The 19,966-nt window shown below is 72.4% G+C and carries 15 protein-coding genes; 9 read left to right on the forward strand and 6 right to left on the reverse strand.

Annotated elements, in window-relative coordinates; translation table 11 throughout:
• Positions 1 to 726: hypothetical protein (locus E1293_RS14655; protein ID WP_207938857.1), on the reverse strand; the 726-nt coding region annotated here is incomplete at its 3' end.
• A 194-nt stretch (positions 727 to 920) separates the two neighbouring features.
• Between E1293_RS14655 and E1293_RS14660 the strand changes: the two genes are divergently transcribed.
• From E1293_RS14660 to E1293_RS14685, 6 genes are all read left to right on the forward strand, one after another.
• Complete coding sequence (locus E1293_RS14660; protein WP_132197936.1) at positions 921 to 1,910, forward strand: hypothetical protein; 990 nt, start codon at positions 921 to 923, stop codon at positions 1,908 to 1,910.
• Positions 1,911 to 2,198: 288 nt separating this feature from the next.
• Positions 2,199 to 3,560, forward strand: a complete 1,362-nt coding sequence (locus tag E1293_RS14665; RefSeq protein ID WP_207938858.1) for an extracellular solute-binding protein — start codon at positions 2,199 to 2,201, stop codon at positions 3,558 to 3,560.
• A 12-nt stretch (positions 3,561 to 3,572) separates the two neighbouring features.
• Complete coding sequence (locus E1293_RS14670; RefSeq protein WP_132197937.1) at positions 3,573 to 4,508, forward strand: carbohydrate ABC transporter permease; 936 nt, start codon at positions 3,573 to 3,575, stop codon at positions 4,506 to 4,508.
• A complete protein-coding gene (locus tag E1293_RS14675) occupies positions 4,508 to 5,338 on the forward strand; it encodes a carbohydrate ABC transporter permease (protein ID WP_132197938.1) in 831 nt (276 codons plus the stop codon). The genes E1293_RS14670 and E1293_RS14675 overlap by 1 nt, the downstream gene beginning before the upstream one ends.
• A 9-nt stretch (positions 5,339 to 5,347) precedes the next feature.
• Entirely contained in the window at positions 5,348 to 6,622 is a 1,275-nt protein-coding gene (locus E1293_RS14680; protein WP_132197939.1) for an ABC transporter ATP-binding protein, read from the forward strand.
• Positions 6,623 to 6,626: 4 nt separating this feature from the next.
• Positions 6,627 to 7,859 carry a DUF4032 domain-containing protein gene (locus tag E1293_RS14685; RefSeq protein WP_132197940.1) on the forward strand — a complete coding sequence of 411 codons (1,233 nt, stop codon included), beginning with the start codon at positions 6,627 to 6,629 and terminating at the stop codon, positions 7,857 to 7,859.
• 15 nt (positions 7,860 to 7,874) lie between these two features.
• Here the strand turns inward: E1293_RS14685 and E1293_RS14690 are convergent, their stop codons facing one another.
• Positions 7,875 to 8,825, reverse strand: a complete 951-nt coding sequence (locus tag E1293_RS14690) for a helix-turn-helix domain-containing protein (RefSeq protein WP_165978227.1) — start codon at positions 8,823 to 8,825, stop codon at positions 7,875 to 7,877.
• A 330-nt stretch (positions 8,826 to 9,155) separates the two neighbouring features.
• On the opposite strand from E1293_RS14690, the gene E1293_RS14695 reads away from it, so the two are divergent.
• The gene (locus E1293_RS14695; protein ID WP_132197942.1) at positions 9,156 to 9,731 is read left to right on the forward strand and encodes an NlpC/P60 family protein; all 576 of its coding nucleotides are present in this window, start codon (positions 9,156 to 9,158) and stop codon (positions 9,729 to 9,731) included.
• Positions 9,732 to 9,800: 69 nt separating this feature from the next.
• Here the strand turns inward: E1293_RS14695 and E1293_RS14700 are convergent, their stop codons facing one another.
• On the reverse strand, positions 9,801 to 9,995 hold the full coding sequence (locus E1293_RS14700; protein WP_132197943.1) for a hypothetical protein: 195 nt from the start codon (positions 9,993 to 9,995) through the stop codon (positions 9,801 to 9,803).
• Positions 9,996 to 10,156: 161 nt separating this feature from the next.
• On the opposite strand from E1293_RS14700, the gene E1293_RS14705 reads away from it, so the two are divergent.
• Positions 10,157 to 11,605 carry a WD40 repeat domain-containing protein gene (locus E1293_RS14705; RefSeq protein ID WP_132197944.1) on the forward strand — a complete coding sequence of 483 codons (1,449 nt, stop codon included), beginning with the start codon at positions 10,157 to 10,159 and terminating at the stop codon, positions 11,603 to 11,605.
• A 24-nt stretch (positions 11,606 to 11,629) separates the two neighbouring features.
• On the opposite strand, the gene E1293_RS14710 is transcribed toward E1293_RS14705, so the two are convergent.
• Together E1293_RS14710 and E1293_RS14715 are read right to left on the reverse strand one after the other, a co-directional pair.
• A complete protein-coding gene (locus E1293_RS14710) occupies positions 11,630 to 12,163 on the reverse strand; it encodes a GNAT family N-acetyltransferase (RefSeq protein WP_132197945.1) in 534 nt (177 codons plus the stop codon).
• A gap of 25 nt (positions 12,164 to 12,188) precedes the next feature.
• Entirely contained in the window at positions 12,189 to 12,683 is a 495-nt protein-coding gene (locus tag E1293_RS14715; RefSeq protein WP_132197946.1) for a nuclear transport factor 2 family protein, read from the reverse strand.
• Positions 12,684 to 12,785: 102 nt separating this feature from the next.
• Here E1293_RS14715 and E1293_RS14720 point away from each other — a divergent pair, with 102 nt between their 5' ends.
• Positions 12,786 to 13,748, forward strand: a complete 963-nt coding sequence (locus E1293_RS14720; RefSeq protein ID WP_132197947.1) for an alpha/beta fold hydrolase — start codon at positions 12,786 to 12,788, stop codon at positions 13,746 to 13,748.
• Between the two features lie 10 nt (positions 13,749 to 13,758).
• Here the strand turns inward: E1293_RS14720 and E1293_RS14725 are convergent, their stop codons facing one another.
• The gene (locus E1293_RS14725; RefSeq protein ID WP_132197948.1) at positions 13,759 to 19,893 is read right to left on the reverse strand and encodes a tetratricopeptide repeat protein; all 6,135 of its coding nucleotides are present in this window, start codon (positions 19,891 to 19,893) and stop codon (positions 13,759 to 13,761) included.
• Between the last annotated feature and the right edge of the window lie 73 nt (positions 19,894 to 19,966).

The following is a 19,966-nucleotide window of genomic DNA, read 5'->3' on the forward strand; positions in this document are numbered from 1 at the left end:
ACCCCACACCCCGCGCGCCACCCAGGCGAGACCGCCCCAGACCCAGCGTCCAAGCCAGGCGAGGCCGAGCAGCGGTGGGCGCAGGACGTACCGCCACAGCAGCACGGCGGGCAGGACGACGAGCACGCCGATCAGCAGGCCGATGCCCTGGAACAGCAGCCGGAAGCCGTCCCCAAGGGCACCGAGGAGCCAGGCGATCCCGTGCCCGAGCGCCCGCAGCGGGCGGAGCAGGAGGAGCCCGGCCAGCCACCCGAGGCCGTGCCCGACCATGGCGAGGAACCGGCCGACCGGAGCGATCAGATAGCGGTGGACCCACCGGGCCAGCCGTCCGGTCCCGCGCCCGAACCAGCGCAGGAAACCGAGGATCACGACGACGGCGAGCCAGCGCAGCGGCCGCACGATGACGAGGTCGAACAGCGCGCCGATGCCGCGTGCGACTGCGGCCAGCAGCCGTCCGATCGGGGCGAGCGCCCAGCGGTACAGCGCGCGCCAGGCGCCGCGCAGCATCCGGCCGATGAACCGGGCGAAGCGCCCGGGGGCCCGCATGAGAGCGTTCCACGCCGCCCGGACGCCGCGGCCCACCAGCACGGCCAGGTCCCAGCCGAGGCGGAGCGGGACCACCACGATCAGCGCGATCACCCGCGCGGGGACGACGATCCACGCCGGCCCGGGGTGCGGCGGGGGTCGCTCCTTCGTGAGGTCGACCGAGTCGTTTCCGGTGGTCACGTTCGCCTTCCCTGTCATTTGCCGCATGCATCCGACTCGGTGCGCGGGCGACCGGTTCCGGGAGGTTGAACCCGGTCCGCGGCCATCACCGTACTGCTCGTCGATCCCGGGAGAGCGGTGCGGCGGCTCGACCTCGATCGACGTGCGGGACCTGGTCCGGAGCCGGGGCCCGAAACGACATGGAGGACGACGACATGAAATTCCCACGTTGGGCGATCCCCGCTGCGGCCGCCCTCACGGCGTCGGGACTCGTCCTGTCCGCGTGCGGGCAGGAGAAGGCCGGGGGGAGTCCGCAGAACGCCGCAGGCGCCCAGGCCCAGGCGCAGCCCCCGGCCGCGCCGGCCGTCCAGCCGAGCGTCCTGGAGGTCGCCAGCGTCACCAAGCTCGGCAAGGTCGTCACCGACGGCAAGGGCCTGACGCTGTACCGGTTCGACAACGACACCGCCCGCCCGCCCGCGTCCACCTGCGCTGAGGCGTGCGCCAAGGCGTGGCCGCCGGTCCAGGCCGGTGCGGGGAACACCGAGGTCAAGGGCGTCGACCAGTCGCTCGTCGGCAAGGTGAAGCGGCCGGACGGCACCTGGCAGGTCACGCTCGCCGGCTGGCCGCTGTACCGGTTCGCCAAGGACAAGAGCCCCGGTGACACGGAGGGGCAGGGCGTGGGCGGCACCTGGTACGCGGCCACGCCGACCGGCAAGAAGGCGACCCCGGTCAAGCAGACGAACCGCTGGAAGGGCTGGACGGTCGTCAAGGCCGAACAGGACCCGAAGCTCGGCCTCATCCTGACCGATGGCAAGGGCATGACGCTCTACCGCTACGACAAGGACAAGAGCAAGCCGCCCACGACGAACTGCTTCGGCTCGTGCAAGAAGGCATGGCCGCCGGCCACCTTCGAGGGCTGGAAGCACCTCAAGCTCGAAGGCGTCTCGAAGAAGGTCGTCAACTTCATCGAGCGCAAGGACGACGGCAAGTGCCAGCTCACCATCAACGGCTGGCCCATGTACTACTACGAGAAGGACAAGCAGCCCGGCGACACGACGGGCCAGGGCGTCGGCGGCGTCTGGTGGGCCACCACCCCCACCGGCGCGAAGGCCGCCGGCACCGGCTCCGCCGCCGGAACAGGCACCGGAACGGGCACCGGCACCGGCACCGGCGACGGCGGCTACGGCGCAGGCGGCGGCTACTAGGCGGCGCCATCGCGCCGCCCCACAGGCGAAGGCGCGGAGGTCTCGCGGGTCGGTCGGGGTCCGCGATCCCTCCGCGCCTTCTTCACGTCCGCCGCCCGGCGGACGTGTTGCGCCACGACCCTGCCGGGGGCCGAGTTGCTTGTGTTGCCGGTGGGGCGGGCTTTGCATTCCGATTACTCTTTGGATCTCGACAGTCACCCGATCCGATGATCGAATGGGGGTCCGTCCCGCCGTGGGTGCGGCCCGGCGAAGTGCCCGCAGCCCGGTGGGGAGGCTTCGGGAGGCCCCATGGTCGAGCGAGTCGGACGAGCGAGAGAGCCGGGACGGGCCCGGTGGCGGGGCGGGGGCACCGGGCGGCACGGACCGCCGGGGAAAGTGCGGGGCGCGGTCGCGCTGGCGCTGATGGCCGGGGGGCTCACCGCCTGCGGAGGCGGCGGCGGGACGCCGAAACTCACCTGGTACATCAACCCTGACAGCGGCGGGCAGGCGGCCATCGCGAAGTCGTGCACGCAGGCGGCGGGCGGCAAGTACCGGATCGAGACGTCGCTGCTGCCCAGCGACGCGACCGCGCAGCGCGAGCAGCTGATCAGGCGGCTCGCGGCCAAGGACTCCGGGCTCGACCTGATGAGCCTGGACCCCGTGTTCGTGGCCGAAGCCGCCAACGCCGGGTTCCTGCGCCCGTTCGCCAAGGGCGAGGCCGCGCCGCTGACGGAGGGCGTGTTCGACACGGCGGTGCAGAGCTCGATGTGGGAGGGCAAGCTCTACGCGGCGCCGTTCTGGGCCAACACGCAGCTGCTCTGGTACCGCAAGTCGGTGGCGAAGAAGGCGGGCATCGACCCGGCGGCGCCCGGCTTCACCTGGGACAAGCTGCTCGACGCGGCGAACCGCACCAACACCACGATCGGTGTGCAGGGCAACCGGTACGAGGGCTACATGGTGTGGATCAACGCGCTGATCGCGTCGGCGGGCGGCCGGATCATCAGCGACGCCGAGAAGGGGGACGAGGCGAGCATCGACATCGACTCGCCGGCCGCCGAGCAGGCGGCGTCGATCATCTCCAGGCTGGCGCGGTCGTCCGCGGCGAGCCCGACGCTGTCCACCGACATCGAGGAGCAGTCGCGCGCGACGATCAACGGGCCGCGCGGCGGGTTCCTGCTCAACTGGGGCTACGTGTGGCGGGCCGAGAAGGGCGACGCCGAGGCCGGTGCGATCGACAAGAGCATCATCGGCGACCTCGGATGGGCCCGGTACCCGCGGGTGAACCCGCAGCAGGAGAGCAAGCCCCCGTTCGGCGGCATCGAGATCGGGATCGGCGCGTACGGCAAGCACCGCGACGACCTGGCGGTCGAGGCCGTCCGCTGCATCACCTCGGCGGCGAACATGAAGCGGTACATGCTCGACGAGGGCAACGTCGCCGCGCGGCCTGCGATCTTCGACGATCCCGACATCCTCAAGGAGTTCCCGATGGCCCCGCTGATGCGGGACTCCATCGCCACGGCGGGCCCGCGTCCGGCCACGCCCTACTACGCGGACGTGTCCGGGGCCATCCAGAACCGGTGGCACCCGCCGGCGTCGGTGAACCCGAACACGACACCGCGCAAGTCCGCCGAGTTCATCCGCGAGGTCCTGCAAGGCAAGGCCCTGCTCTAACGGAGGTGTCGGATGACGTCCGCAGATACGGCGCTCAAGCGTCCCGCCGGCGCCCCCGCCAAGGCGGAGATCTCCGATCGCGGCCGGGCCGAGCGCAGGCTGGGGCTGCTGCTGTCGGCGCCCGCCGTGATCGTGATGCTGCTGGTCACCGCGTATCCGCTGATCAACGCCGTGTACCAGTCGCTGTTCAGCTACCGGCTCACCGCGCCGGACGACCGGCGTTTCGTCGGGCTGGGCAACTACGGGACCGCGCTGTCTGACCCGCTGTTCTGGCAGACGGTGGTCACCACCCTGATCATCACCGTGGTCACGGTCGGCGTGGAGCTGGTCATCGGCTTCGCACTGGCCATGGTGATGCACCGGGCCGTGTTCGGGCGGCGGACGGTGCGGACCGCGATCCTGCTGCCCTACGGCATCGTCACGGTCATCTCCGCGTTCGCCTGGAAGTACGCGTTCGACGTCCAGTCGGGGTTCGTCAACTCCTGGTTCGGGCTCGGCGACTTCGCCTGGTTCTCCGACCGCTGGGCCGCGACGTTCGTGATCATCCTGTCGGAGATCTGGAAGACGACGCCGTTCGTGTCGCTGCTGCTGCTCGCCGGGCTGGCGCAGGTGCCGCGCGACCTCGGCGAGGCCGCGACGGTGGACGGCGCGACGGCGTGGCAGCGGCTGAAGCGGGTCACGATCCCGAACATGAAGGCCGCGATCCTCGTCGCGGTGCTGTTCCGGACGCTGGACGCGTGGCGGATCTTCGACAACGTCTTCATCATGACGTCCGGCCAGGAGAAGACGCAGGTGCTGTCGTTCCTCACCTACCAGCAGATCATCACGCGGACGGAGCTCGGCCTCGGCAACGCGGTCGGCGTGCTGCTGTTCCTGTCGGTGGTGCTGATCGCGGCCGTGTTCATCAAGGGGTTCCGGGTGGACCTGTCCCAAGTGCGAGGTGACTGATGGAGTCGGCACGCTCTAAATCGCTGTGGATCGCGGCCTCGCTGCTGATCCTGGTGTGGACGGCGTTCCCGATCCTGTGGATCGTGATGCTGTCGTTCAAGACGCCCAGCGAGGTCGGCAACGTCCAGGGCTTCTTCCCGAAGGACTGGACGTGGGAGAACTACGAGACGGTCTTCAAGACCGACCTGTTCACCTCGGCGCTGATCAACTCGATCGGCATCTCGCTGATCGCCACGCTCATCGGGGTGGTGTTCGCGACGCTCGTCGCGTACGCGATCGCCCGGCTGGAGTTCCCCGGCAAGAAGATCATCCTGTCGTTCGCGCTGGCCATCGCGATGTTCCCGGTCGTGTCGCTGGTCGGGCCGCTGTTCGACCTGTGGCGCAACATCGGCCTGTACGACACCTGGCCGGGCCTGATCATCCCCTACATCTCGTTCGCGTTGCCGCTCGCCATCTGGACGCTGTCGGCGTTCTTCCGCGAGATCCCGTGGGAGATGGAGCAGGCCGCACAGGTGGACGGGGCCACGAACTGGCAGGCGTTCCGCAAGGTGATCGTCCCGCTGGCGGCGCCCGGCGTGTTCACGGCGGCGATCCTGACCTTCTTCTTCTGCTGGAACGACTTCGTCTTCGGGATCTCGCTGACGTCCACCGACAACGCCCGGCCGGTGCCGGCGGCGCTGGCGTTCTTCACCGGGGAGTCGTACTTCGAGCAGCCGACGACCGCGATCTGTGCCGCCGCCGTGGTGGTCACCGTCCCGGTCGTGATCATCGTCCTGGCGTTCCAGCGCCGCATCGTGGCCGGGCTGACGTCCGGCGCCGTCAAGGGCTGAGGAGCAACCATGGCCGCCATCACCATGAAGAACATCGTCAAGCAGTACGGCGACGGCTTCCCGGCCGTGAACGACGTGTCGCTGGACGTCCAGGACGGCGAGTTCATGATCCTCGTCGGGCCGTCCGGCTGCGGGAAGTCGACGCTGCTGCGGATGATCGTCGGGCTGGAGGACATCACGGCCGGCGAGATGGTCATCGGCGACAGGGTCGTCAACAAGGTCGCGCCTCGCGAGCGGAACCTGTCGATGGTGTTCCAGAACTACGCGCTCTACCCGCACCTCACCGTCTACGAGAACATCGCGTTCCCGCTGCGGCTCGCCAAAACGTCGAACGAGGAGGTGCAGCGCCGCGTCAACCAGACCGCCGAGCTGCTGGAGCTGACCGAGCATCTGGAGCGCAAGCCGGCGAACCTGTCGGGCGGGCAGCGGCAGCGGGTCGCGATGGGGCGCGCGATCGTCCGGCAGGCGGACGCGTTCCTGTTCGACGAGCCGCTGTCGAACCTGGACGCGAAACTGCGCGGGCAGATGCGCACCGAGATCTCCCGGCTGCAGCGCCGGCTCGGCGTCACGACCGTTTACGTCACGCACGACCAGACGGAGGCGATGACGCTCGGCGACCGGGTCGCGGTGCTGCGCAGGGGCGTTCTGCAGCAGGTCGGAAGCCCGCGCGAACTGTACGAGGAGCCCGTCAACCTGTTCGTCGCGGGATTCATCGGCTCACCGTCGATGAACTTCCTGCCGGCGTCGGTGGACGGTTCGTTCCTCGAAACGCCGCTCGGCCGTTTCGAACTGCGCGACGAGCGGAAGATCGAGGCGGTCGGTGACCGTTCGGTCGTGCTCGTCGGCATCCGCCCGGAGCATTTCGAGGACGTCTCGCTCGTCGGCGAGGAGAAGAAGGCGCGGGGCAGCATCGTCCGCGCCCAGGTGGACGTCACGGAATGGCTGGGCAACGAGCTGTACGCCTATGTCCCGTACGAGGCGCCCGAGGATCTGGCCGCCCAGTTGCGCGACCTCTCCCGGGAGCTCGACAGCGACCAGCTGCGCACCCAGGCCGTCGTGGCGCTGGACGCGGCGAGCCTGATCTCGCCGGGACGCGAGGCCGAGCTGTGGATCGACACGACGAAGGTCCACATCTTCGACCCGGCCACCGGCGACAACCTCACGCGGGACGAGGAGCGCGTCGAGCAGCTCGGCCGCATGGCCGAGGATTCGCGGGCCGCCCAGCGCGAGGCGCAGCGCGGCCCGGCGGACGACGAGACCGGGGCGTCGGTGGCGGAATCGTGAGCTGATGCATTTCGTCTTCACCCCGCCCGGGGAGTCGGCGGCCGGTCTGCTCGACCTGCCGTGGACGGAGCCGCTCGAAGAATGGGACGACGAGCGGCTCGTGGAGATCCGGCAGCGCGGCCTTTCCCGGCACACGGTCAGGTTCGTCGCCGAAGGCGGAGCCGTGTACGCGATGAAGGAGCTGGACGCGCGGCTGGCGCGCCGCGAGTACCGGCTGCTGCGGCGCCTTCGCGAACTGGGCCTGCCCGCCGTCGAGGTCATCGGCGTGGTCGTCGACCGCGCCGGCCTCGACGCCATTCTCGTGACGCGTTTCCTGGACCATTCCTCGTCGTATCGGTCCCTGTTCGCCAACGCGCGCTACTCTCACCCCACGGACCGGTTGCTGGACGCGCTGGTGGAACTGCTCGTCCGGCTTCACCTGGCGGGTTTCATGTGGGGCGACTGCTCGCTGTCGAACGTCCTGTTCCGGATGGACGCGGGCGCGTTCGCCGCCTATCTCGTGGACGCCGAGACGGCCGAGCTGCACCCGTCCCTCAGCGAGGGGCAGCGCGGCTACGACGTCTCCCTCGCCCGCGAGCGGATCGCCGGCGAGCTGTTCGACCTGTCGGCCGCGGGCACCCTGCCCTCCGGCGTCGACCCGATCGACGTGGCCGACGACACCGTCCGCCGCTACCGGGCCTTGTGGGACGAACTGACCCGCGAGGAGATCCTGCACCCCGACGACCAGCGCTACCGCATCGCCGAACGCCTCCGCCGCATCAACTCCCTCGGCTTCGACGTGGACGAAGTGGAGCTGGTGGACGCCGGATCGTCGGGGGCGCGGCTTCGTGTGCGCACGCGCGTGGCGGAGCCGGGCCACCACCGGCGCATCCTGATGGCCCGCACCGGGCTGGACGCCCAGGAGAACCAGGCCCGCCGCCTCCTCAACGACATCGCCGGCTACCGCGGCCATCTGGAACGCGTGCGCGGCGGGCCGGTCCCCGAGGTCGTCGCGTCGAACACGTGGCTGGCCGAGGTGTACGAGCCGGTCATCGACGCGGTCCCGCCCGGCCTGCGCGACCGCCTCGACGACGTCGAGCTGTTCCACGAGGTGCTGGAACACCGCTGGTTCCTGTCGGAGAAGTCGGGACGGGACGTCGGGACGTCGGCCGCGGCCCGCGACTACTTCGCGTCCGTCCTGCCCACCGTCCCCGAGGACCTGACGCAGACGGGCCGTCGCCCTGACCCGCCGAGCTGATCGCCCTGCACGGGGTCAGCCGACCGCGTCGTCCTGGAGGTTGTAGGGGTGGCAGCCGTGGTGGTCGCTGCCGGAGGCCAGGCCGTCGGTGCGGACCAGGTGGTCGGTCCCGTAGCCGCGGCGCTGCTGGTAGGCCCAGTAGGCGGTGCGCCCGGCGTTCGTCCACCGCTCGAAGATCAGCACTTCGCGGACGCCGGCGCCGCCGCTCGCCTTGATGACGAGGTCGCCGGGGCGCAGTGACGCCATCGGGGCGCGCCGGCAGTAGGACGCCTCCAGCAGCGCCGAGTTCGGCCCGGGTTTCGGCAGCCCCAGCGCCATGGACGCGTAGCCGGAGCCGTCGGTCCGGTAGCCCTGGTAGCCGGCCGTCTGGTCGTAGGGCACCCGCTTGGGGCCGTGCGGATGCCAGGAGCGGGTCCGGGCGATGACGTCGTGCCGGCTGATGAGCTTGACCGGCGCCCGGGCCGCGCCGGACGGGTCGCCCGTCGCGCCCTCCGACACCGGGGGTGTCTGCAGCGCCGCCCCGAGCGCCACCCCGGCGGTGCCGGCGACCAGCGTGCAGCCGACGACGGCGCCGAGGAGGAGGAACCGGCCACGCCGGCGTGTCCGCGGGGTGGGCGGCCGGTCCGCGGGATCGCCGCCGGGTTCGGCGCGGTCCGCGGTCGTGGCGGGTGTCCGCTCGGCGGGCGCGGTGGAGCGCCTCGACTCGTCCGCCACTTCCCACAGGACCGCGAGGCGGCGCGCGTCGGCGCCGCACAGGTCCGCGAGGGAGGTGACGGCGTCGGACGGGATCCACGTCTCGCCGCTGAGCCAGCGTCCCCACGACGAGCGGCTCGCGTGCGTCTTGCGCTCCAGGGCGCGCAGGTCGAGCCCGGACTCCTCCTTCAGGCCGCGCAGTTCGGTGAGCAGGATGCGCACCGGTTCCGGCAGGTCGCCGGGCAGCGGGGCCGGTGGACGGGGCTGGCTCATGGGCAAATCTCCCTGGGAGCGGGGCGGCCCCATTATGCCCAGTTATCTCGAGGCCAGTACGAGAACCGATGATGATCACTGAGTGTCCTTCATCGGGTACTGAATGTGATCGGCGTGATGTGTTCGACGATGTCCCGCCGTCCCGCGAATTGGCCCGCCGGGACGGCCTTTACGCAGGTCAGACCCGTCCCACCTGTCTCGGTGTCCCAACCTCTCCGAAGACGTTGGCGAACGCGGCGACGCGCTCCCTAAAGTGTGCCGAGTCGATCGACATCCCCCAATCAGCGCCCGGCGGGGCGCAATTCCGAAGCAATTCACGGAGGATTATCAATGGCTTCCCCTCGAGCCGTTCTCCTCGGCGTCAGCACGCTGGCGCTGGCCGGCGGAACCGTCCTCGGCCTGGTCGGCGTGTCCGCCCCGGCCGGCCGCCCGGCGCCGGCCCAGGGCGTCCAATTGCAGGCGGCGGACGCCCAGGTCGCGGCGGCCCCGAAGGTCACCCGCAGCCAGGTCATCGCCAACGCCAAGACCTGGCACCCGCACACCAGCAGCCGGATCCCCTACAGCCAGTCCAAGACCCACGGCGGCTACCGCACCGACTGCTCCGGGTACGCGTCCATGGCGCTGAAGCTGCCCAAGCCCGGCCCCAACACGGTCGGCCTGGCGTCGTCCACCTACAGCACGAAGATCAAGCTCTCCCAGCTCACCAAGGGCGACCTGATCATCGACGCGATCGGGAGCAACACCACCCGGCACGTCGTCATCTTCGAGAAGTGGACCAGCAGCAAGCACACCGCCTACTGGGCGTACGAGCAGCGCGGCGGCTACGGCACCGACCACCGCACCCGCACGTACGGGCTGTCGAGCGGCAGCCAGTACAAGCCGTACCGCCCGAAGAACATCACCTGACCTGATCCGGGGCTCCCGCGAAGGCGCCCGGCCGGAACGCCGGCCGGGCGCCTTCGTCATGCGCGTCCGCTACGCGGTCGTCTCGGTGACGGCCCACCGGCCCACCTCGCGGTAGTCCGAGTCGGAGATCTCCGCGCCGTCCCCGGGCTTCAACTCGTAATGCTTGAGGTTCCCGGCCCAGTAGCGCAGGATCCGTCCCAGCTCGCCGACCGCGTCCTTGGCGACGGCGCCTTCGGCCATGTCCACTTCAAGAACGAACTTCACGTGCCCGCCTTCCTGAGGGGATCAGTGCACTTCAATCGTGTCATTGAACCTCCCGGTGAAGCTTTATCGCACAGAGGCCAGTGATAGGCGAACGAAGTCTCAAACGCGGGTGACACCGGGTTGGCCACCGGGCCGATGCCGGACACCTATGATCGCCAGGCATGGGCGAACCACGCGAGTTGCGCGGCCACGACAGGCCGATCAGGTCTCTGGCGGCCGTTTTGGCGGGCGACGGCCGCGTGCTGCTGGCGAGCGGGGACGCGTACGGGTTCGTGCGCCTGTGGGATCCGGAGTCGGGGGAACCCGCCGGCGGCCCCGCAACCGTCGACGCGGACACCGTGGTGGCGCTCGGCGCCGTGCGCCTCGGGTCCGGGGCGTGGGCCTTGGCGAGCTGCGGGAGAATGCGGTTCACGCGCTGGGATCCCGTGGACGTGCGCGACACCGGATCTCCCTCGTGGCAGGCCGACGCGCACGGGGCCTGGCACATGGCCGTCGTACCCGCGACCGCCGCCGCGCCCGCGTGGATCGTCGCCGCGGCGCAGGGCGGGGTGCGGGTCATCGATCCCGAGAACGGCCGGACGGTCTTCGAGGCGACCGGTGAGGGGCTCGACGACGACCCCGTGACCCTCCGCCTGGCAGGTGGGCGCATCGGGGACGGGACGGCCGGATTCGCCGTCGTCCGCTACGGCGGTGACCTAGAACTCTGGGCCCCCTCCGGTGCCGGGGAGTGGCAGCGGCGTGACATCCCCCTGCCCGGCTCCCTGCTGCCGAACGCCATGGCGTTCTTCACCGGTGCCGATGGCGAGCCCCGCATCGCCGTTGCGGAAAGGCAAACGGTCACCGTGTTGGACGTGCGCACCGGAGAACAGGTGACACAGGACGAGTTCGACGTCCGCGTGGACGTGCTGGCTCCCGTCCCGCTGGAGGACCGGACCCTTCTGGCCCTCGGCTTCACCCACCGGCAGGACGTCGGCGTACGACTCTGGGACCCGCACACGCGCCGGCTGGTCGGCGAGGTGTTCCACCGGGTCGGCCCGGACATCGGTGACCGGGGCTCGGGCGGTGGCCCGATGCGCTCCGTCATCACCGTTGCCGGCCCGGACGGAAGCGTTCGCGTCGCCAGCGCGGCCGGTGACGATGTCGTCCGCGTGTCGGCGCCGCTCGACCCAGGTTCGCCCTCCGGTATCGAAGGCGCGCAGGAGATGGGAGCGGAGATCCGCGTCACCGGGGACACCTCGGTGCGGGCGACCACCGTGTCCGCGGCGATCGAGGCCTTCAACGACGCGATCAAGGCGGTCCCGGTCGTCGACCGGGACCGCCTGCGGGCCGAGTACGCCGATCTCCGCAGGAGCTGGCGGGTGAAGGGCCTGGTCAGCGGCTCACTCGACGAGATCGCAGGCATCCTGCGAGCGCAACTGGAGACCGACGCCGGCCGGGGCGGCGGAACGTACTTCCTGGTCAACCTCATGGAGTCCGAGAGGTGCGTCCAGGTGAACACGATCCAGGGCGGCGCCTTCCACCCGTACCGCGTGTGGCGGACCGCCGACGGCTTCTCCGTCTACTCCAACCGAAGCCTCACGGACCGGCCGCGCCGCTGGCGCCGGTCATAGAACACCGGGAGATGCTCGGCGGCGTCAGGTGAGGGGTTTCAGCAGCAGCTCGAATTTCAGGTCGTCCCGTTTGGGGAGGCCGAAGCGTTCGTCGCCGTAGGGGAAGGGCGTCGTCCGGCCCGTGCGGGTGTAGCCGCGGCGGACGTACCAGGCGATCAGGTCGTCGCGGACGCTGATCACCGTCATGTGCATTTCGGACGCGGCCCACTCGTCGCGCGCGAGGCGTTCGGCCTCGGCGAGGACCTGGCGGCCCAGCCCGCCGCCCTGGCGGCCGGGGGAGACGGCGAACATGCCGAAGTAGGCGTGGCCGTCGCGGTTCTCCAGCTGGCAGCAGGCGGCCAGGGCGCCGTCCTTCTCGGCGACGAGCATCAGCCCGGCCGCGTGGTCCACCGCGGCGGCGACGGCCTCGGCGTCGGTGCGCTGCCCGCCGAGGAGGTCGGCCTCGGTGGTCCATCCGGCGCGGCTGGAATCCCCGCGGTAGGCGCTCTGGATGAGCGTGACGAGGTCCGGGACGTCCGCCGCCGTGGCCGTCCGGAAGATGAGGTTCACGGTGTCCATCGTGGTGAGACTCTACTGCCGGGTGCTACTGGTCGACGCGGCAGCTCTCGCCGAGCGGGCGGGTGATCGCCCAGTAGCGGCGGAAGTGGCACTTCGACATCTTCCAGCGGCCGTCCTCGACGGCGTATTCGTCGTCGTACTCGCCGGTACTGACCGATTCGGTGCCGTCGAGCAGGTTGACCTGGCGGAACTTCAGCGTCCAGCGGCCGGACGCACGGTCCTCGCCGTGGACGGTGATGTCCGGGTGCAGCGCGTGGTGCATGTCGAGGATGACGTTCTTCCCGTCGACCTGCTGGAGCGCGATCCGCTCGAAGACCTCGGCGATGCCGTCGGCGTCGTCGAAGGCGCCGAGCCGGCCGTAGTCGATGGAGGCGCCCGCGGCGACGAAGCAGGCCCGGAACTCCTCCGGGTCCTTGGCGTCGCAGGCGCGCAGGTAGCGGTGCTTGAGGGCCTTGATCTCCTCGATGGCCTCCAGCCGGGCGATGCGCGCGGCGAGGCCGGGGTCCGGTGACTGCGGCATGGTGGCTCGACCCTCGTGCACGGGCGGACGTCCCGTCCAGCGGTGTCCCGATGAACGGGAGGCCGGAACAACGGGGCCGGCCGCGGCCGCAGGATCGTCGGCATGAGCCTCGGCGATGTGCGACACCACATGCTGGACGTCGGTGACGTCACCCTCCACGTGGCCGAACAGGGCAGCGGTATGCCCGTGGTGATGTGCCATGGCTTTCCGGGCCTCTGGTACAGCTGGCGGCATCAGCTTCCGGTGCTGGCCGCGGCGGGATACCGGGCGATCGCCCTCGACATGCGCGGATACGGGCGCAGCAGCCGTCCTACCGCGGCCGACGAGTACGACCGGCGGCACACCGTCGCCGACCTGGTCGGGGTCCTGGACGTCCTGGGCGTCGACGAGGCCGTTTTCGCCGGGCACGACTTCGGTGCCTCACTCGTCTGGGACCTTCCGCAATGGGCTCCGGGACGCGTCAAAGCGCTGATGCAGCTGAGCGTCCCGCGCGTGCCCGTTTCAAAGCGTCCGCCGAGCGAGTTGTACGCGATGGCCGCCGAGCGCCATTTCCTCCACACGCACTACTTCCAGAAGCCCGGTCCGGCCGACGAAGAACTCGGCGGAGACCCGGAGCGTTTCCTGGCGAACGTGTTCTGGGCGCTCAGCGGCGCCTACCGGTACCTCGACATATGGCGGCACCCAGGCGGCGAAAACGGCTACCTCGATGTGCTCCCCGAAGCGCCGCCCCTCCCATGGCCGTGGCTGTCGGAGGACGAGTTCGCCTATTACGTGAGCGAGTTCCAGCGCACCGGATTCACGGGCGGCCTCAACTGGTACCGCGCCAACGACCACGTGTGGAAGGAGAAGCAGGCCCGCCCGGACGAGCCCGTCACCGTCCCGGCGCTGTTCGTGGTCGGTGACCGCGACCCCGTCCGCGAGATGATGGGCGCGGACGACTCCATGGCCGGACTCGTCCCAGGCTTGCGCGCCGTCCACGTTGTCGAAGGCGCCGGGCACTTCGTCCAGATGGAGGCGGCCGGCGAGGTCAACGACGCCATGCTCGCCTTCCTCGCCGGCCTCTGACCGGTTCCGCCTAGCCGTTCAGCTTGACCAGCAGCTCCTGGGCCTGTGCGGCGAAACCGTCGTGGCCCGACTCCAGGGCGCGGCCCAGGTGTGCGGCGGCACCTGCGAGGTCGCCCTGGGCGAACCGGATCTCGCCCGCCCGGAAGGCGGACTCGCCCACCAGCTCCGCGTCGTCGGTGCCGGTCGCCAGGCACAGCTCGTAGAACCGGACGGCCGAGTCGCGGTCGCCCTCCCAGTAGGCCAGCTCGCCCAGGTGCGCGGCGGCCATCGGCCCGTTGCCGGACGAGCCGGAGTCGATCACGGCCTGGTACCAGCGGAGCGCCTCCGGCCAGTCGCGCCGCCGCTTGGCCAGCGCGCCGAGGTGCATCTTGGCCTGCTCGACGGAGAGTTCGCTCTGCTCGCCGGGGCCTTCGAGCGCGGCCAGGTACAGTTCGCCGGCCCGGGCCGGGTCCTCCTCGGCGTACGTCCGGCCCAGCGTGATGCGGGCGCGCTGGGCGATCATGGGCGACCCGTCCTCGATGAGCGGGACCAGGATCTCCCGCGCTTCCGCATACTCGCCCTCGTCCACCAGGTCGTCCGCGCGCAACCAGAGCGCGGCGGGGTTCCCGACGGAGTCCGGGGGCCCGTCCAGGTGGGCGGACGCGAGGCGCTGGACGGCCTCGTCCGGGTGAGTGGCCAGCCGCTCGTAGACGTCCTGCGCCCGCTCCGGCTCGCCCACGGCGGCGCACAGCTCGGCGAGCCGGACCTCCTCGTCCGGCTCCAGCGGGAACGCCAGCCCGGCGTCCAGGTAGAGCATCGCCTCCGCGTGGGCGCCCGCCTCCGCCAGCTCGGCCGCCCGCGCCTCGACGACCCCGGCCGCTAGGTCCCTCTTGCTCGTCCGCGCGGCGAGCGTCAGCGCGCCGACCGCGAGCTGATGGCGGCCGTCCCCGTAGGCGCTGTTGGCGATGCCGAGCAGGTTGTTCGCGGCGGCTTCGGCCATCTCCGCCACGTCGTCGTCGCCGGAATCCATCGCGGCGACCTCGGCGAACGCCTCCGCCGCGGCGGCGAGGTCGCCGCCGAGCGCCGCGATGTTGCCGAGATACGTGTGGGCCTTCGCCCGCAACTGCTCCGTGCCGGCCTCGGCGAGGACGGTCCGGACCTCGGCCGCGGCGGCCTCCGGGGCACCCTGCCGCTGGAGAGCCCGAGCGAGGTCGAGGCGCAGTCCGCCGGCGAGGGCGGGCTCGCCGATCCCCTCGGTCGCCGCCATGCCCAGCCGGAACTCGCGCATCGCGCCGTCCAGGTCGTCCCGGTTCTCGCGGATCAGGCCCCGCAGCCGATGGCCGTGGGCCAGAGTCAGCGGGTCGCCGGTCGCGACCGCGCGGCCGGCGGCGGCCTCCGCCTCCGTCAGCCGGTCCTGCTGGTAGAGCGCCCGCGCCAGGTGGCGGAGCGCGGCGTGCGCGGCCGGGTGGGCGATGGCCGCGGCCCGCTCGTACGCCTGGACGGCCTCGTCCGGGTCGTCCGCCAGCGCGCCGAGCTCGTCCCATGCCCGTGCGGCCTGCTCCGGCGGCGCCATCTCGGCGACCGGGCGCAGCAGCGCGCGCGCACTCTGCGGGTCGTCCTTGCCGCGGGCCTTCGCGACCGCGACGACCGTCCGGCACGCGGCCTCGTAATGGTCGGTGCCCGTCAGCTCCGTCAGGACTCCGGCGACGCCGTCTTCGCTGTTCAGTGCCGTGTACAGCGCGGTCAGCCCGGCCCGTGCCGTGGGCAGGTCGTCCCGGGCGCGCCGCATCCGGTCCAGGCTCTCCGCGGGCCCGCCCGCGAGGCCCAGCCCGAAGCCGTAGTAGGCGTGGGCGGTGGGAACGTCGGCCTCCGCCGTGCAGAGCGTCGCGGCTCCCTGGACGAACCCGAGCACCCTGGCGTGCTCCCCGGCCTCGGCGGCCTGCGCGAACAGCCGCATGGCGGTCTCGTGGTCGCCGGTGCCGAAGGCGTGCGCGGCGCGCTCCGCGTGCTGCGCGGCCGGCGATCCGGGCGGGCCGTCCACCGGGAAGGCGGCGGCGCCTCCGCGGTAGGCGCGGGCGGCGGCCGTGTCGCCGGCCTCGTCCGCGGCGGCCGCGTACTCCTCGGCGATCCTGACGGCGTCGGCCGGGGCGCCCCCCGCGGCGGCCAGCCACAGGGCGCGGACCGCGAGGGCCGAGTCCCCCTCCTCGCCGGCGTGGGCGGCGATGGCCCCCAGCTTGTTCAGTGCCTCCTGGTGCATCTCGCCGTGGGCCTCACCCGGGTCGGGGTGGCGGTACCCGGCCGCCGCGGCGGCGCCGAACGCTTCGACGGCGCGGGCGAGCGAGCCGTCGGTCAGCAGCCAGCCGCCGAGCTGGGCGCCCGCCATGAGCGCCATGCCGTGGTCGTCGGTGGCCAGCACCGCCTCGAACTCCGCGTAGGCCGCCTCGGTCTCGCCCAGCTCGTGCAGCGTGACGCCGAGAAGGGCGCGGATGTGCGGGACGGACTCGGGCCGCGCGTTGCCGAGCGCCGTCCGGTACCAGGGCAGGGCCCCGGTGTGGTCCCCGCGGACGCGCAGCAGGTCGGCCAGCGCCCACGCGCCGACGCCCACCGTCTCCGGGTCGCCGCTGCCGGCGGCGCGGCGGGCGGCCGGCTCCAGCGCCGGGTGGCCGTCCAGCGACTCCAGCGCCTCGACGAGCCGGCGCAGGCAGCGCAGCGCCGCCGGATGGTCGACGGCCGAACCGCGCTCCAGCGCCTCGATCGCGGCGGCGGCGTCGCCCTGCTCCTCGTACGTGTCGCCGAAGTTCTCGCAGATCCCGGCCACCTGCGCGGGCGGCGCGCACTCCAGGACCGCCTCGAACAGCTCGCGGGCGCCGTCCATCCCGCGCTGCAGCCGATCCACCGCCACACCGGCGACCATGCCCGCCGCGGCCTCCGCGTGGCCGGTGCCGGCGGAGCGCCGGAGCCACGCCCCGGCCGCCTCGTGCTCCCCCTCGTACAGGGCGAGGTGCAACTCGGCCAGCAGCGGCTCGCCGTACTCCTCGGTGAACAGGGCGACCGCCCGGGGGCGGTCGCCGTCCTCGACGGCCAGGAAGGCGCGCTCCCGCGGGCTCGCGACGCCGAGCCGCTCCCGGGCCCGCGCCGCCACGAGACCGGGGCCGTCGGCGGCGGCCCGCTCGTACGCTTCGCGCGCTCCCGGCCCGTCACCGGTCGAGGCCAAGTGGACGCCGAGGTCGTACGCGGCCTCGCCGGCGAGCCACTCGGCGTCCGGGTCGCCTTCGCCACGGCGCCGGTCGAACAGCACGAGCGCGCGCCGCAGGAGCCGGACGGCCTCCGCCGCATCGCCGCGCCCGGCCGTGATCCGGGCCAGCATGACGCTCGCGCGGGCGACGGCCTCGGCCTCGAACCCCTCCGCGGCTCCGCACGCGATCGCCGTCTCGAAGCTCCTGGCGGCGGCGTCGTGGTCGTCGAGTTCGTACAGGTTCCAGCCGACCAGCACGTCCACATGCGGGCCCTCGCCCGACACGGCCGCCTGGACGTCGCGGGCCTCGCCCGCCCGTCCGGCCCTGAGGAGTGCCTTGACGGTCTCCTGGAGCAGCTCGGGGTAGTCGGCGCCGTCCGGGTCGGCGACCTCCAGCGCCCGCCGGCGGGCGGTCGCGGCGCCGTCCAGGTCGCCGAGCCTGGCGCGCACCTGGGCCAGTTCCAGGGCGCCGCGCAAAGCGAGATGGTCGTCCTCGCCGCCGGCCGCCGCGGCCCACGCCTCGGCCGCGCCCGCGTGGTCGCCCTCGTCGTCGCGCAGCGCGCCGAGGAACAGGGCGGCCCGCTGCCCGTCGTCCGCGGGGTCGTGCTCCACGGCCATGGAGAGCGCGGCCTCGGCGGCCGCCGTTTCGCCGTTCCCCTGCCAGGTGTGCGCGGCCTCGACGAGGAGCGCGCCGGCCAGCGGACGGCCGGGGCCGTCGACGCGGGCCAGCGCGTCCGCCGCCGAAGGGAAGTCGCGGTCGAGGAGGCGGCGGGCGAACACGCCGTCGGCGGCGAGTTCCGGATCGTCCTCCGGGACGCCCGCGAACGCGGCACGCGCCGCGTCGAGGTCGCGCATCCGCGCCCGGGTGAACCCCAGCAGCCACAGATGGCGCACGGTCTGGGCGCCGCCCCCGGCCGCGATCCGCTCGTGCATCGCCGCCGCCGCGGCAAGGTCGCCGCGATCCTCCAGGATGCGGACCATCGCCGTCTCCGCCTGGACGGCCAGCCCCGGATGCCCGGACTCGGAGACGCGCTCGTAGGCGGCCAGGGCCTCGTCCGGGCTCCGCTCCTCGACGGCCGCGCCGAACGCCTGCGCCACCCAGGGCGCCAGCGCCGGCTCGCCGCCGGCGTGGGCGCGGCGCAGCAACCCCGCCGCCTCGCCGGCGTCGTCGTCCGAACGCAGCAGCCACGACAGCATCGCGGCGTGCGACAGCGCCAGCGGATCGCCGTCGCCGGCCGCCTCGTCGAGCAGCTCCACGACCTGCGACAGCGGCGCGCCGAGCCACATGTAGACCTGTGCCAGCGCGCTCTTCGCCGGCGCGGACACCGCCGGATCGGGTTCCCGGGCCGCCTCCTCGTACCGGGCGATGCCGATCTCCCGGCCGAGCCGCTGGTAGTCGATCAGGCCGGTGAGCACCGGATGCGGGCGGCCGCCCCCGCCGCGGCCGATCAGCCGGCGCTGCAGGGCCGCCGCGAACCCGGTGGTGATGTCCGCGCCGTCCGCGACGAACTCCAGCAGCTCGTCGGCCTGGTCGAGGTCGCCCTCGCCGAGCTCCAGCGTCGCCAGCATCGACGCGGCGCGCGACGACTGCTCGCCGAGGCCGGCGTCGGTGACCCGGCGCAGCAGCGTCCGGGCGGCGCCGACCTCGCCCGCGCGCAACCGCTCCAGTGCCGCGTCGCAGTCGTCCACGGCCCGTTCCAGCTCCTCGTCGGGGCCGCGCTCGGCCATGCCGGCCTGCGCGATCACCAGCCGCGCCTTGAAGGAGACGTCCGGGTCGTCGAGCTCGGCCGCGCGGCCGAGCAGCTCGATGATCTCCGCCTTCCGCGGGTCGCCGTCCGGCAGGCGGTAGTGCAGGCTCCCGAGGAAGTTCACCGCGCCCGCGCTGAATTCCGACTCCGCGTCGAGGACGGCCCGCCAGCACTCCACCGCCCCGTCGACCTCGCCCGCCTCCGAGAGGACCTGCCCGAGGCAGGCGCGCGCCTCGACCGCGTACCGCGGATGCCCCGAGTCGACGACCCGCCGCAGGATCCGGCGGGCCCCCTCCTCGTCCCCGGACTCGCGGACGAGCTTGGACTCCTCGATGAGCGCGTCGAGCCTGATCTCGGGCCGGTGGTCCTCGGCCGCGCGGTGGTAGGCGTCCCGCGCCTCGGCCGGCTCGCCGAGGTCGAACAGCGCCGCGGCGAGGAGTTTCTCGGCCCGGCAGCGCTCCGCCGGGTCACCGACCGCGATCGCGTGCTCGGTGACGCGCCGGCACTCGCCGAACTCCGCCAGCGGGGCGTAGATCGAGTAGAGCCGCATCGCCGCCCGCGTGCACAGCGCCGGCGCACCGGCCGACAGCATGGCGTTCAGCGCCGTGAGGACGGTCTCGATCGCCTCGTCCTCGTCGCTCTCCAGCACGGCCTCGACCGACTCGAACGCCTCCCACGCCGCCCGGTCGCGCTCGTCCTGGTCGTCCGGCGGCCGGATCCCGCCCATCTCCGCGGCCAGCTCGGCGACCCCCGGGTCGCCCTCCAGCGCCCGCCGCCGCGCCTGCTCGGCCGCGGCCGGGTCGCCGAGTTCGCGCAGGACGTGGGCCAGGGACAGGTCCGCCATCGCGGCGATCTGCGGGTCGGCCCCGGATGCGGCGATGCGCAGCGGACGGCAGGCCAGCGCGGTCGCATCCTCGTCCATCAGGAGCGTGCCGAGCACGATCGCCGAACGCTGCGCCCACTGCGGATGGCCGCCCGCGACCACCGACCGGTGCGCGGCCCGCGCGCCGTCCTGGTCGCCGCCCTCGGCCAGCACCAGCCCGAGCACATGCGAGGCCTCGGCGACGACCGCACCGTCCGCGGCCACCACGATCTCGCGCAGCGCCGCGGCCGCGCCGTCCCGGTCGCGCGGCCCCCGCCACAGCTCGATCGCCGCCTCAAGCCGCTCGGCCCATGAAGACATGCCTGCTATTCCCCCGGATAACGGAACCTGGACCGGAATGATCATGCAGGAAACGACCGTCGTCCCGCAGGAT

The organism is Actinomadura darangshiensis (genome assembly GCF_004349235.1).
Classification (GTDB): Bacteria; Actinomycetota; Actinomycetes; order Streptosporangiales; family Streptosporangiaceae; genus Spirillospora; species Spirillospora darangshiensis.